The following is a 12,240-nucleotide window of genomic DNA, read 5'->3' on the forward strand; positions in this document are numbered from 1 at the left end:
GTCCCTTTCCTGTGTCTTCAATTCTTCTTCGGAGCGTCGGCGGCGGGGCCGTCGACGGGGGAGGGGGCGCAAGCCGCGGCGAAGGCCGCCATCACGCCCTGGATGAAACCGCGCACCTGCTCCGGCGACAGCCCGGCCCGGCCGGGCTCGATCACCACCTCGACGCCGTCGGCCACCGTCAGGTGGCTGCGCACCTCCACCGAGCCGGCCACGCGCGGGCGCGCCGGCACCGGCGCCTCCCGGCCCTGCAGCAGCTCGCGGATGCGCTCGAGCGAGACGCCGGCCGCCGTCCACTTCTTGATGAGCAGCAACTGTTCGAGGTGCCGCGCGCCATAGCGCGCCGCCCGCGTCTCGCCCTCGGGCCGGTCGACGATGCCGATCTGCACGTAGTAGCGCACCGTGCGCGGCGGCAGGTCGGCCAGCACGCACAGGTCCGCGAGCGCATAGGAAGCCGCCGGGGAGGGTGGGTTCGATTTCATACACTTAATTTAAACACAAGAACTGTTTTTAAAAAAGCACACGAAAGCCCGGCCCATGGGGGCGCGCTAGCATCGACCGCATGAGCAAGCCTTCCACGACCCTGATCCACCACCCCTACGTGCCGCCCGCCACCTTCGACGCGCCCCAGCCCGGCGTCTACAAGGCCTCGACGGTGTTCTTCGCCGACGTGGCCGCGATGCGCGCGCGCGACTGGAAGACCAAGGCCGGCTACACCTACGGCCTGCACGGCACGCCCACCACCTTCACGCTCGAGGAGCGCCTGGCCACCCTCGAGGGCGGCACCGAATGCCTGCTGGTGCCCAGCGGCCTGGCGGCGATCTCGCTCGTCGCCTTCGCCTTCCTCAAGACCGGCGACGAGGTGCTGATCCCCGACAACGCCTACGGCCCCAACAAGGCGCTGGCCACCGGCGAGCTCGCGAACTTCGGCATCGGGTACCGCCTGTACGACGCGATGAACCCCGAGGACCTCGCGGCGAAGATCTCGCCGCGCACGAAGCTGGTGTGGCTCGAGGCCGCGGGCTCGGTGACGATGGAGTTCCCGGACCTGCCCGCGCTCGCGGCCGCCTGCCGCGCGCGCGGCGTGCTCAGCGCGCTCGACAACACCTGGGGCGCGGGCCTGGCCTTCGCGCCCTTCGACTTCAACGGCAGCGGGCAGGGCGTCGACATCTCGGTGCACGCGCTCACCAAGTACCCGAGCGGCGGCGGCGACGTGCTCATGGGCAGCGTGGTCACGCGCGACGAGCGGCTGCACCGCGCGCTCAAGCTCACCCACATGCGCATCGGCTTCGGGGTCGGTGTGGGCGATGTCGAGACGCTGCTGCGCTCGCTGCCGAGCATCGGGCTGCGCTATGCGGCGCACGACCGCGCGGCGCGCGAACTCGCGCGCTGGCTCACCGACCGCGACGAGGTCGCGCAGGTGCTGCATCCGGCGATCGAGAGCTCGCCCGGCCACCGCCACTGGCGCGCGCTGTGCGGCGAGGCCGACCTCGCGGCGGGCCTGTTCTCGATCGTCTTCGACGAGCGCTACGGCACCGAGCAGGTCGACCGCTTCTGCGACAGCCTCGAACTGTTCCGCCTCGGCTATTCGTGGGGCGGCCCGATCAGCCTGGTGGTGCCCTACGACATCGGCCTGATGCGCGACCCGGACGTGGCGCCCTGGCCCTACAAGGGCACGCTGGTGCGCTTCTCGATCGGCCTGGAGGACGTGGACGACCTGCGCGCCGACCTGCAGCAGGCACTCGCGCGCATGGCCTGAGCGGGCCTTGCCGGAGGCGCGCCGGATATCGCTTACAGTACCCCGACGCGCAGTCGTCCGACTGCTTCGCCTGAAGGAGAGATCAGTGGCAACACCGAATTACGGTTACGAGAAGCGGCAGAAAGAGCTGGCTCGCAAGAAGAAGAAGGAAGACAAGCTCCGCGAAAAGGCGAACCGCAAGCTTTCCCCGAGCAGCGACGGCCTCGCGCCGGGCGATCCGGAAGACGACGTGGCCTCGCTCGAACGCGATCCGCCGACCGTTCCCGAACTGCCGACCAAGAACGGTTGAACGCTGCACCGTCCGGATTCTTTCCGTTCTGAATGACGAAGCCGCTGGGGGCCTGTCGGTCCCGCAGCGGCTTTTTGTTGGCGCGCGATCGGTGAAGAGGGCGGCCCTACTTCGCGGCGAGCAGCTTGCGCAGTTCGGGCCAGACGTTGTCGAGCAGTTGCGGCTGCGCCGCCGCGGTCGGATGGATGCGGTCGGCCTGGAACAGCGACATCGCATTCGGCGCATCGGCCACGCCCTTGAGCAGGAAGGGCACCAGCGCCGACCTGGTGGTGGACGCCACCTTGGCGAACACCGCCTCGAAGCGCCGCGTGTAGTCGCCGCCGTAGTTGGGCGGCACCTGGATGCCCACGATCAGCACCTTGGCGCCCGCGGCCTGCGCGGACTGCGTGATCTGCAGCAGGTTCGCCTCGGTGTCCGTGAGCGGCAGGCCGCGCAGCGCGTCGTTGGCGCCGAGCTCGAGCACCACGTGGCTGGGCTTGTGCTGCGCCAGCAGCGCCGCGAAGCGCGCGCGCCCGCCCGAGCTGGTGTCGCCGCTGATGCTGGCGTTGACCACGGTGGCGTCGATCTTCTGCTGCGCCAGGCGCTTCTCGAGCAGCGGCACCCAGCCTTCGCCGCGCTTCAGGCCGTACTCGGCGCTCAGCGAATCGCCGAGCACCAGGATCACCGGCTTGCGCGCGGCGGCGCCCTGCGCCATCGCCCCACGCCATGGCCCGGAACTGCCGAGCGCGGCAGTGGTCAAGATAAAGTCACGTCGATTCAAAACCAAAGCCTTTCCATGTCCCAACCCCCGTCCAATGCGATTGTCGCCGTCGAGCATGTGTTCAAGTCCGTCACCGACTCGACCGGTACCCTGGACATTCTGCAGGACATCGATTTCACCCTCGGGGCACGGGAAACCGCGGCCATCGTGGGGGCCTCGGGGTCGGGCAAGAGCACCTTGCTGTCGATCGTCGCCGGGCTCGACACGCCCACGCGCGGCACGGTGAAGCTGGCCGGCGACGACATCTTCGCCATCGACGAGGACGAACGCGCCGCGCTGCGCGCGCAGCGCGTGGGCTTCGTGTTCCAGAGCTTCCAGCTGCTGGGCAACCTCAGCGCCCTCGAGAACGTGATGCTGCCGCTGGAGCTGGCCAACCGCAAGGATGCCCGCAAGGCCGCGACCGAGATGCTGGGCCGCGTCGGCCTGGGCCAGCGGCTCAACCACTATCCCAAGGTGCTGTCGGGCGGCGAGCAGCAGCGCGTGGCGCTGGCGCGGGCCTTCGTGGTGCAGCCCGCCTTGCTGCTGGCCGACGAGCCCACGGGCAGCCTCGACTTCGCCACCGGCGAGCAGGTGATGCGGCTGATGTTCGACCTCAACCGCGAGCTCGGCACCACCCTCGTGCTGGTGACGCACGACCGCGGCATCGCGGCGCAGTGCGAGCGCCGCATCATGATCGAGGCCGGGCGCGTGGTCCTCAACGAGAGGACGGCCGACACGACGGCCTGAGGGCTTCGGGTACAACCGGGCCTGCAGGAGGAGATTCCAGATGCAGGACGAGCTACCCCCCGATGCCCGACTCGCGCTGCAGCGCGGCAACCTGATCGAGGCCATCAAGATCGTGCGCGACCGCACCGGCCTCGGCCTCAAGGAGTCCAAGGAACTGGTCGAGCGGCATGCCAACGCGGTGGAGGACGAATCCGCGCCCGAGACCGACGAATGGAACCGGCTCTTGAGCGGCGGCGCGCAGGGCCTGCCGGCCGAAGCGGTCGCCGCGCTCGCGCGGGGCCGCAAGGTCGAGGCGGTGAAGATCGTGCGCGAGGCCACCGGCCTCGGCCTGGCCGAATCGCTGAAGCGGGTCGACGAGCACCTGCATGGCCAGCGCGGCCAGTCCGCGCCGCACGGTGCCTTCGACCCGATGGCCGAGCCCGGTCGCGTGCCTTCGGGCGGCGGCGTCAGGTTGCTGGCGATCGTGCTGATGATCGCCTTGGTGGCCACGGCATTCTTCTTCATGAGTGCCTGAGCCCGATGATCGTTCCACAGTTCTGGGCCGAAGGCCGCATCCAGCAACGCATCGACGGCCGCCAGCTCACGGTGCGCCGTTTCGGCTGGTCCGACGACAGCCCCGTGGCCGCGCAGGCCCATGCCGACCAGCGCACGCGCGAGGCCTTCGAGCGCATCGCCGCCGGCGAGACGCTGGTGCGCCGCGAGCGCAAGGTGGCCTACAACGGCGCCGACGGCATGCCGATCCGCGAGGAGATCGTCGAGCGCCACGGCGAGGACATCGTCACGCGCAACGGTTATGGCGCGCGCTGCCTCAATACGCCCGACGTGCTGTTCGTCGACGTGGACTTCGACGACCCGCGGCATGCCAGCGGCCGCGGGCTCACCGTCATCGGCGCGGCCCTCATCGGCGCGGTGGTCGCGGGCTATGCCAGCAAGTCGTGGGTGCTGGCCGTGGTGGCGGCCGTCCTCGTGGCGGCCTTCGGCTTCTGGCGCGTGCGCCTCGAAGGGCTGCGGCTGACCGAACCCGAGGCCGATCCGCTCGCGGCCGTGCGTGCGCGCATCGAGCGCTTCGTCCACCAGCATCCCGACTGGCACCTGCGCCTGTACCGCACCCCCGCGGGCCTGCGCGCGCTCGCCATGCACGACGTCTTCGCGCCGTCCGATGCCGCGGTCGCCGACGTGTTCCAGACCCTGGGCGCCGACAAGGTCTATGCGCGCATGTGCCGCAACCAGAACTGCTTTCGCGCGCGCGTGAGCGCCAAGCCCTGGCGCATCGGCATCGGCGATCCGATGCGGCCGCGCCCCGGTGTCTGGCCCGTGGCGCCCGAGCGGCTCGCGCAACGCGAGGCCTGGGTGGCGCGCTACGAGCAGATGGCCGACCGCTTCGCGGCCTGCGAGTACCTCGAGAGCGTGGGCGACGCGCAGCGCGTGCATCCGCGCGCGCTCGCGGTGCAGCAGCTGCACGACGGGCTGGCGCAGGCGCGCGCCGGCCTGCCGCTGGCCTGAAGCCGGGCTAAGGCGGGCGGGGGCGGCCTCCCTCGATAATCGCCGCATGTCTTCTCCCAAAGTGATCTTCGGCTTCCATGCCGTGGGCGTGCGCATCAAGACCGCCCCCAAGTCCGTGCTCGAGGTGCTGTTCGACGCCAGCCGGCGCGATGCGCGCATGAAACAGTTCATGGCGCGGGCCCAGGATGCCGGCGTGCGGCTGGTCGAGGCCGACGGCGCGCGGCTCGCCAAGCTCAGCGGCAGTCATGGCCACCAGGGCGTGGTGGCGCGCGTGGAGCCGGCGGCGCAGATCCATTCGCTCGACGAACTGCTCGAAGGCCTGGAGGAGGCCGGTACCGTGCCGCTCTTGCTGGTGCTCGACGGCGTGACCGATCCGCACAACCTCGGCGCCTGCCTGCGCGTGGCCGACGGCGCCGGCGCCCATGCGGTGATCGCGCCCAAGGACCATGCGGCCGGCATCAACGCCACCGTGGCCAAGGTGGCCAGCGGCGCGGCCGAGACGGTGCCTTATTTCATGGTGACCAACCTCGCGCGCACGCTCAACGAACTCAAGGAGCGCAGCATCTGGTGCGTGGGCACCAGCGACGACGCACCCGGCACCATCTACCAGAGCGACTTCAAGCGCCCGCTGGCGCTGGTGCTCGGTGCCGAAGGCGAGGGCATGCGCCAGCTCACGCGCAAGACCTGCGACGAGCTGGTCAGCATCCCGATGGCGGGCGCGGTCGAGAGCCTCAACGTCTCGGTCGCCAGCGGCGTGTGCCTCTACGAGGCGATGCGCCAGCGCGGCGCCTGAGCGCCGCGCCGCGGCCTCACTGCGACGGATCCTTGCCGCGGGTTCGGCCCACCGCGCTGAAGATGCCGATGCCCAGCAGGATCAGCGAACCGATGCCGATGTAGAGCGTGGGCACGCCGGCCACCGAGGCGCCCCAGATCAGGCCGGCCATGAAGATCAGAAAACCGATCATGTAGAGCGCGAACGACATGCGTGTTCCTCCGAAGCTGTGATGTCTCGCAGTATCTGGAGCGCGCCTGCCGCCCGCACCGGCCGGTGCCGCCAGCGGCTGTGGGAGCGGGCCTACTGGGGGCGCAGGTCCTGGTCGGCCGCCAGCAGGTAGCGGCAGCCGCCATCGCCGAGCGCCTGGAACACCAGCGCCCGGTCGACCCCGAAGTCCAGGCAGTCGCCCGGTGCGAGCCGGAAGCGCTCCTCGCCGTAGTCGACCTGCAACTCGCCCTCGAGCAGCCACAGGCATTGCCGGTACGGCTTGCCGCTCCAGCGCGGATAGGCGACCTGCGCCGCGCGCGGCAGCTCGACCTCGACCAGCTCGATGCCGCCGGCCGCGCCGCGCTCGAGCACCTGCCGCCGCAGGTAGCCCGCGCCGGGGTCGCGCCACACCGCCTGCGCGGCGCGGGGGCGCAGCCGCTGCGTCTCGCGGCCCTCGTCCTGCGTCAGCAGCTGCGCCAGCGGCACGCCCAGCCCCGCCGCCAGCCGGCCCAGCAGCACGGCCGTGGGGCTGCTCTGTGCGCGCTCGACCTTGGAGATCATGGCCTTGCTCACGCCCGAGCGCTCGGCCAGTTCCGACAGGCTCAGGCCCTGGGTCTGACGCAGCGCCAGCAGCCGGTGGGCGATCAGCGCGTCGATGGGTTCGGCGGCTTCCGGAATCGGAGGGGATGCATCGTTTCTCATAAGAGACTATTATTCTCCTATAGTAAACAACCGCGCAATCTGCGAAGGACTCCCATGCGCCTGATCCCCTGCACCGAGGAAGCCCACGCTGGCACCATCCTCGCGATCCTCAACGACGCCATCGTCACCTCGACCGCGCTCTACGACTACAAGCCGCGCACGCCCGAACAGATGGCCGGCTGGTTCGCCACCAAGCGCGCCAACGGCTTCCCGGTGATCGGCGCGGTGGACGATGGCGGCCGGCTCATGGGTTTCGCGAGCTACGGCAGCTTCCGCGCCTTCCCGGCCTACAAGTACACGGTCGAGCACTCGGTGTACGTCGATGCCGCCGACCGCGGCAAGGGCCTGGGCCGCACGCTGCTCGAGGCGATCGTGGCCGAGGCGCAGGCGCGCGAGGTGCACGTGCTGGTCGGCGCGATCGATGCCCAGAACGCCGGCAGCATCGCGCTGCACGAGCGCCTGGGCTTCGAGCACGCGGGCACGGTGCGGCAGGCGGGCTTCAAGTTCGGCCGCTGGCTCGACGTGGCCTTCTACCAGCGCATCCTGGCCACGCCCGCCGAGCCGGTCGACGGCTGAGCGCTAGTTCACGGCCCAGAAGCGCATCACGACCTCGGCCGGCCGGCGCACGCCGGCGCCGAGGAACAGCCGCTCGGCGATCCAGGCCAGCGCGGGCGAGGCGGTCTCGAAATGCGGCGTGCAGCGGAAATACACCTGCGCCGGATCGACCGGCTCGCCGCGCAGCAGCCGCGCCATGGTCTCGCGCGAGGCGCTGCGGATCGCGTGGTTCTGCACGTAGACGAGGTCGCCCGCATCGGTCTCGAGGCCGTAGCGCGCATCGAGCACCGAGAGGGTCTCTCCCACGATCAGCTGGAAGTCGCTGCCGCCCGGCAGCACGCGCGCGGTCCAGCCATGGCCCTGCGCCTGGCCGCCGGTGATCGGCACCACGCGGCGCAGGCCGCCCGGCCCCTGGCCCAGCACCTGGGGTGCGCCGACCTCCACGCGCAGGTCGGCGAAGTGTTCGAGCGAAGGCGCCGCGATGGCGTCGAAGTCGCTCATGGCTCAGGCCGCCGCCTTGCCTTCTTCCTCGCTCGCGCGGTCGAGCATCGCGATCGTGCCCGCGTCGAGCTTGAGCTGGGTGGCGGTCACCAGTTCGTCGAGCTGGGCGATCGAGGTCGCGCTCGCGATCGGCGCCGTCACCGAGGGCCGCGCGATCTGCCAGGCGATCGCGACCTGGCCAGGTTTCGCGTTGTACTGCTGGGCCACCTTGTCGAGCGCCTCGAGGATGCGCAGCCCGCGCGGGTTGAGGTACTTCTTGGTGGTGCTGGCGCCGCGCGCGCTCTTGGCCGCGTCGGCCTCGGTGCGGTACTTGCCGGTGAGGAAGCCGGCGGCCAGCGCATAGAAGTTGATCACGCCGACCTCGCGCTTCAGGCACAGCGGCTCGAGATCGTCCTCGAACACGGCGCGGTCGTAGAGGTTGTACAGCGGCTGCAGGCTCTCGTAGCGCGCGATGCCCAGGCGCTCGGAGACGTCGAGCGCCTCGGCCAGTCGCGGCGCCGTGAAGTTCGAGGCGCCGATGGCGCGCACCTTGCCGGCCTTCACGAGGTCGTCGAAGGCACCCAGCGTGTCCTCGAGCGGCGTGTTGGCGTCGTCGTCGTGCGACTGGTAGAGGTCGATGTAGTCGGTCTGCAGGCGCTTGAGCGAAGCCTCGACCGCCTCGCGGATGTAGGCCGGCGAGAGCCCGACCTTGCCTTCGCCCATCGACTTGCCGAGCTTGGTGGCCAGTACCACGCGGCTGCGCTTGCCGCTCTGCTTGAGCCACTTGCCGATGATGGTCTCGGACTCGCCGCCGCTGTGGCCCGGCACCCAGTACGAGTAGACGTCGGCGGTGTCGACGAAATTGAAGCCGGCGTCGAGCCAGGCGTCGAGCAGCTTGAACGAGGCGGCCTCGTCGACGGTCCAGCCGAACACGTTGCCGCCGAAGGCGAGCGGGGACACCTGGAGGCCGGAGCGGCCGAGGGGGCGAAGTTGCGACATGGGAAAGCTCCTGAGGAAAGAGGGAGGAGGAAGGGGCGAAGGTCAGACGAAACCGATGGCGCCGAGCACCGCGCCGGCGCCCAGCAGCCACAGCAGATGGATGCGCGTGCGCCAGACGACGAGCGCGGCCACGCCGGTCAGGAGCCACAGGTGCCAGGCCGGCGCATCGCCCACGTGGTTGCCGGCGGCCAGCACCCAGCCGGTGGCGATCAAGAGGCCCACCACCACGGGTGCCATGCCCTGCTTGAAGGCGCGCACGCCGCGGCGGGTGCGGTTGCGGTGGCCCCAGCGGGTGGCGAAGTAGGTGAGGGTGGTGCTCGGCAGCATGATGCCGACCATGGTCACGGCCAGCCCGAACAGGCCGAGCAGCCAGGCCGAGGGCCCGGCGCCGATGCCGCCGCCCGCGTTGAGGCCGACGTTCCAGCCCATGAGGCCGACGAACAGCACGTTGGGCCCGGGCGCGGCCTGCGCGATGGCGACCGAGGAGGTGAACTGCGCATCGGTGAGCCAGCCGTGCTGGGCCACCAGGTAGCGGTGCATGTCGGGCACGGTGGTGATGGCGCCGCTGATCGAGAGCATCGACAGCAGCATGTACTGGCCGAACAGCGCCAGCCAGTCGTGCCAGTGCATGACGATGTTCATTGAAGTACCTCCGTGCTTCGCACTGCGGGGCGAGCTTGCTTGGGGCGGCCCGGCGCGGCGCTCATGGCTCGATCCTCTTCCAGGTCCAGCCGCAGGCCACGCCGCCGAGCACCAGCAGCACCCAGCCCAGCGGGACGCGCGCCCAGGCGATGGCGCCGAACACCAGCGCCACGAACACCAGGCAGGTGGCGAAGCCCAGCGGGTGCTTGCGCAGCTGCGGGATCAGCTTGATGCCGGTGGCCGCGATCAGCCCGCCCGACACCGCGCCCATGCCGCGCAGCGCGCCCGCGACCTGCGGGTTGCCCGCGTAGTGCGCGTAGAGCACCGCGAGCGCGAGGATCACGAACAGCGGCACCGTGAGCATGCCGGCCACCGCGGCCACGGCGCCGCGCAGCCCGAAGTAGCGGTCGCCGATCATCAGCGCGAGGTTGATCACGTTGGGCCCCGGCATCACCTGGGCCACGGCCCAGTCCTCGAGGAACTGCTCGGGCGTGAGCCACTTCTTCTTCTCGACCATCTCGCGCTGCACGATCGCCAGCACGCCGCCGAAGCCCTGCAGCGCCAGCAGGGTGAAGGACACGAAGAGGTCGCGCGGCGACTGGGGATGCGCGGGGGGAGACGGTTGCATGGCGCAGCGATTATCGTAGGCGGACGGCAAGATGCCGGGCGTCGCACCGACAGGACGGCGCCACCACCGACAGGAGACTCCAACGCCATGCACCTTCGCGCCCTTTTCGATCTCTGCCGCCGCGCCGTCGCTTCCTGGTCCAACGACTACGCCCCGAGCATGGGCGCCGCGCTCGCCTACTACACCGTGTTCTCGATCGCGCCGCTGCTTCTGATCGTGATCGCCGTCGCCGGGCTGGTGTTCGGGCAGGAGGCCGCGCGCGGCGAGATCCTCGCGCAGCTCTCGGGGCTGATGGGCGAGCAGGGCGCGGCCGCGGTGCAGAGCATGCTGCAGGCGGTCAACAAGCCGCGCGAGGGCATCGTCGCCACCCTGATCGGCATCGCGCTGCTGGTGGTCGGCGCCACCACCGTGTTCGGCGAGCTGCAGGACGCGCTCGACCGCATCTGGCGCGCCCCCGCGCGTGCCAAGAGCAGCGGCATCTTCAACCTGCTGCGCGTGCGACTGCTGTCCTTCAGCATGGTGATGGGCATCGGCTTCCTGCTGATGGTGTCGCTGGTGGCGAGTGCCGCGCTGGCCGCGCTCGGCAAGTGGTGGTCGCCGATGTTCGGCGCCTGGGAGACGCTGGCCCAGTGGGTCAACTTCGGCTTCAGCTTCGCGATGGTCACCGTGATCTTCGCGATGATCTACAAGATCATGCCGCGCGCGAAGGTGCAGTGGCGCGACGTGTGGGTGGGCGCGGCGGTGACGGCGCTGCTGTTCACCGTCGGCAAGCACCTGATCGGCCTGTACATCGGCAAGAGCAGCGTGGCCTCGGGCTACGGCGCCGCGGGTTCGCTGGTGGTGGTGCTGGTGTGGGTCTACTACTCGGCGCAGATCTTCCTGCTGGGCGCCGAGTTCACCTGGGTCTATGCGCGCAGCTACGGCTCGCTCAAGCATTCCGACGTCGGCATCGGCAAGGGCAAGGACGACCACGTGCCGGCGCGCACGCGCTCGGGCGGCGATCTCTGAACGCGCTCAGCCCTTGAAGCCGCCCTCGGCGAGAAACTTCTCTTCCTCGGGCGTGCTCGCTCGGCCCAGCATCCGGTTGCGGTGCGGGAAGCGGCCGAAGCGCGCCACGATGTCCCGGTGCAGCACCGCGAAGCGCAGGGTGTTGGCATCGAGCGCGCCGCAGTGCACGACCGAGCGCTCCTGCTCGGCCAGCACCTCGGAGTGCATGAAGGGCATGTAGAAGAAAGGCCGCAGCACCTCTTCGAGCTGGCGATCGAAGCCGGCCTCGACCGCATGGTGCGCGACGGCCAGCGCCTTGCCGTCGGTGGCCAGCATGTGGGCGTTGTCGCGCCAGGCGTTGCGCGGCAGCTGGTCGAGCAGCACCAGCAGCGCGAGCGTGCCTTCGGCATCGTTCATCCAGTCGTCGAGCTCGCCGCGCGCGGCGGCGTGGTGGGCTTCGACGAAGCGGCCGGCGAACGCGGCATCGAAGGCCTCGTCCTTGGCGAACCAGCGCTTGGGGCCGGCCTCGCGCCAGAACTGCACCACATCGTGCGCCGAGGGCAGGGTGGAAGACGAAGAAGATTCAGAAGATTCGGAGGCGGAAATCATCGCGGCATTGTCTTCTTTCAATCGGCTTTCAATGCGAGGGCTGGCGCCGCGTGCACGGCGAATTCGGGGTGGTGGCCGACAAGGGATCGCGCAGGGCCTGCCTATGCTGGTCCGCATCCATTCACGACCAGGAGACTTTCCATGAACCGATACGGCACCCTCTTGCGCGCCGCCCTCGTCGCCGGCGCGGCCAGCGCGGCACTGGCCGGCTGCGGCATGATGTCCAAGGCCAATGTCGCGAGCTTCAGCGGCGCGATGAACGCCGCCAGCGAGGTGCCGCCGAACATGACGCGCGGCAGCGGCATGGCCGAGGCCTGGCTCAACCGCGACACCAACGTCCTCAAGTACAAGATCACCTACACCGGCCTCAGCGGCCCGGCCACCGCGGCCCATTTCCACGGCCCCGCCGCCGCCGGCGCCAATGCCGGCGTGGTGCTGCCGTTCTCGAACGCGGCCAGCCCGATCGAGGGCGAGGCCACGCTCACGCCCGCGCAGGCGGCCGACCTCAGCGCGGGCAAGTGGTACGCCAACGTCCACACGGCGGCCAACCCGGGCGGCGAGATCCGCGGCCAATTGCTGCCGAAGATGTGACGCAGGTCCGCCGAACGGGGTTCGAGTGCCC

The 12,240-nt window shown here is 70.1% G+C and carries 18 protein-coding genes; 9 read left to right on the top strand and 9 right to left on the bottom strand.

The genetic code is table 11. The annotated features are described in order from the left end of the window. Positions 1 to 17: 17 nt before the first annotated feature. The gene (locus tag AC1HIL_RS16870; protein ID WP_422097285.1) at positions 18 to 479 is read right to left on the bottom strand and encodes a MerR family transcriptional regulator; all 462 of its coding nucleotides are present in this window, start codon (positions 477 to 479) and stop codon (positions 18 to 20) included. An 80-nt stretch (positions 480 to 559) separates the two neighbouring features. Here AC1HIL_RS16870 and AC1HIL_RS16875 point away from each other — a divergent pair, with 80 nt between their 5' ends. Together AC1HIL_RS16875 and AC1HIL_RS16880 are read left to right on the top strand one after the other, a co-directional pair. After that, positions 560 to 1,756, top strand: coding sequence for a PLP-dependent transferase (locus tag AC1HIL_RS16875; protein WP_261210905.1), 1,197 nt, complete (start codon positions 560 to 562; stop codon positions 1,754 to 1,756). Between the two features lie 85 nt (positions 1,757 to 1,841). Further along, entirely contained in the window at positions 1,842 to 2,045 is a 204-nt protein-coding gene (locus AC1HIL_RS16880; RefSeq protein ID WP_261210904.1) for a hypothetical protein, read from the top strand. A gap of 106 nt (positions 2,046 to 2,151) precedes the next feature. Here the strand turns inward: AC1HIL_RS16880 and AC1HIL_RS16885 are convergent, their stop codons facing one another. Next, positions 2,152 to 2,739: an arylesterase gene (locus tag AC1HIL_RS16885; protein WP_172705552.1), complete on the bottom strand. Its 588-nt coding sequence runs from the start codon at positions 2,737 to 2,739 to the stop codon at positions 2,152 to 2,154. A gap of 81 nt (positions 2,740 to 2,820) precedes the next feature. On the opposite strand from AC1HIL_RS16885, the gene AC1HIL_RS16890 reads away from it, so the two are divergent. From AC1HIL_RS16890 to rlmB, 4 genes are read left to right on the top strand one after another with little or no spacing between them, the layout of a single operon-like run. Then, positions 2,821 to 3,531 carry an ABC transporter ATP-binding protein gene (locus AC1HIL_RS16890; protein WP_057594733.1) on the top strand — a complete coding sequence of 237 codons (711 nt, stop codon included), beginning with the start codon at positions 2,821 to 2,823 and terminating at the stop codon, positions 3,529 to 3,531. Between the two features lie 40 nt (positions 3,532 to 3,571). Beyond that, a complete protein-coding gene (locus tag AC1HIL_RS16895; protein ID WP_296733953.1) occupies positions 3,572 to 4,045 on the top strand; it encodes a ribosomal protein L7/L12 in 474 nt (157 codons plus the stop codon). Between the two features lie 5 nt (positions 4,046 to 4,050). Then, positions 4,051 to 5,034 carry a hypothetical protein gene (locus AC1HIL_RS16900; RefSeq protein ID WP_479672237.1) on the top strand — a complete coding sequence of 328 codons (984 nt, stop codon included), beginning with the start codon at positions 4,051 to 4,053 and terminating at the stop codon, positions 5,032 to 5,034. Positions 5,035 to 5,080: 46 nt separating this feature from the next. Continuing rightward, a complete protein-coding gene (gene rlmB, locus AC1HIL_RS16905) occupies positions 5,081 to 5,827 on the top strand; it encodes a 23S rRNA (guanosine(2251)-2'-O)-methyltransferase RlmB (RefSeq protein ID WP_093342589.1) in 747 nt (248 codons plus the stop codon). Positions 5,828 to 5,843: 16 nt separating this feature from the next. On the opposite strand, the gene AC1HIL_RS16910 is transcribed toward rlmB, so the two are convergent. Further along, a complete protein-coding gene (locus AC1HIL_RS16910) occupies positions 5,844 to 6,017 on the bottom strand; it encodes a hypothetical protein (protein ID WP_057594737.1) in 174 nt (57 codons plus the stop codon). Between the two features lie 92 nt (positions 6,018 to 6,109). Further along, positions 6,110 to 6,718 (bottom strand): helix-turn-helix domain-containing protein, encoded by a 609-nt coding sequence (locus tag AC1HIL_RS16915; protein WP_261210901.1) that lies wholly within the window; start codon positions 6,716 to 6,718, stop codon positions 6,110 to 6,112. Positions 6,719 to 6,772: 54 nt separating this feature from the next. On the opposite strand from AC1HIL_RS16915, the gene AC1HIL_RS16920 reads away from it, so the two are divergent. Beyond that, positions 6,773 to 7,294, top strand: a complete 522-nt coding sequence (locus tag AC1HIL_RS16920) for an N-acetyltransferase family protein (RefSeq protein WP_479672238.1) — start codon at positions 6,773 to 6,775, stop codon at positions 7,292 to 7,294. Between the two features lie 3 nt (positions 7,295 to 7,297). Here AC1HIL_RS16920 and AC1HIL_RS16925 read toward each other — a convergent pair whose 3' ends face one another. The 4 genes from AC1HIL_RS16925 to AC1HIL_RS16940 form a co-directional block, all read right to left on the bottom strand. After that, a complete protein-coding gene (locus AC1HIL_RS16925) occupies positions 7,298 to 7,774 on the bottom strand; it encodes a DUF3237 domain-containing protein (protein WP_296725432.1) in 477 nt (158 codons plus the stop codon). A gap of 3 nt (positions 7,775 to 7,777) precedes the next feature. Beyond that, positions 7,778 to 8,752: an aldo/keto reductase gene (locus AC1HIL_RS16930; RefSeq protein ID WP_057594741.1), complete on the bottom strand. Its 975-nt coding sequence runs from the start codon at positions 8,750 to 8,752 to the stop codon at positions 7,778 to 7,780. Between the two features lie 42 nt (positions 8,753 to 8,794). After that, a complete protein-coding gene (locus AC1HIL_RS16935) occupies positions 8,795 to 9,394 on the bottom strand; it encodes a chromate transporter (RefSeq protein WP_057594742.1) in 600 nt (199 codons plus the stop codon). Positions 9,395 to 9,455: 61 nt separating this feature from the next. Beyond that, complete coding sequence (locus AC1HIL_RS16940; protein WP_057594743.1) at positions 9,456 to 10,022, bottom strand: chromate transporter; 567 nt, start codon at positions 10,020 to 10,022, stop codon at positions 9,456 to 9,458. Between the two features lie 87 nt (positions 10,023 to 10,109). Here AC1HIL_RS16940 and AC1HIL_RS16945 point away from each other — a divergent pair, with 87 nt between their 5' ends. Further along, entirely contained in the window at positions 10,110 to 11,030 is a 921-nt protein-coding gene (locus tag AC1HIL_RS16945; protein WP_057594744.1) for a YihY/virulence factor BrkB family protein, read from the top strand. Positions 11,031 to 11,036: 6 nt separating this feature from the next. Here AC1HIL_RS16945 and AC1HIL_RS16950 read toward each other — a convergent pair whose 3' ends face one another. Beyond that, positions 11,037 to 11,618, bottom strand: coding sequence for a DUF924 family protein (locus AC1HIL_RS16950; RefSeq protein ID WP_057594745.1), 582 nt, complete (start codon positions 11,616 to 11,618; stop codon positions 11,037 to 11,039). Positions 11,619 to 11,759: 141 nt separating this feature from the next. Between AC1HIL_RS16950 and AC1HIL_RS16955 the strand changes: the two genes are divergently transcribed. After that, positions 11,760 to 12,209, top strand: coding sequence for a CHRD domain-containing protein (locus AC1HIL_RS16955; protein ID WP_057594746.1), 450 nt, complete (start codon positions 11,760 to 11,762; stop codon positions 12,207 to 12,209). Positions 12,210 to 12,240 lie beyond the last annotated feature (31 nt).

It is taken from the genome of Variovorax sp. ISS6 (genome assembly GCF_056523145.1).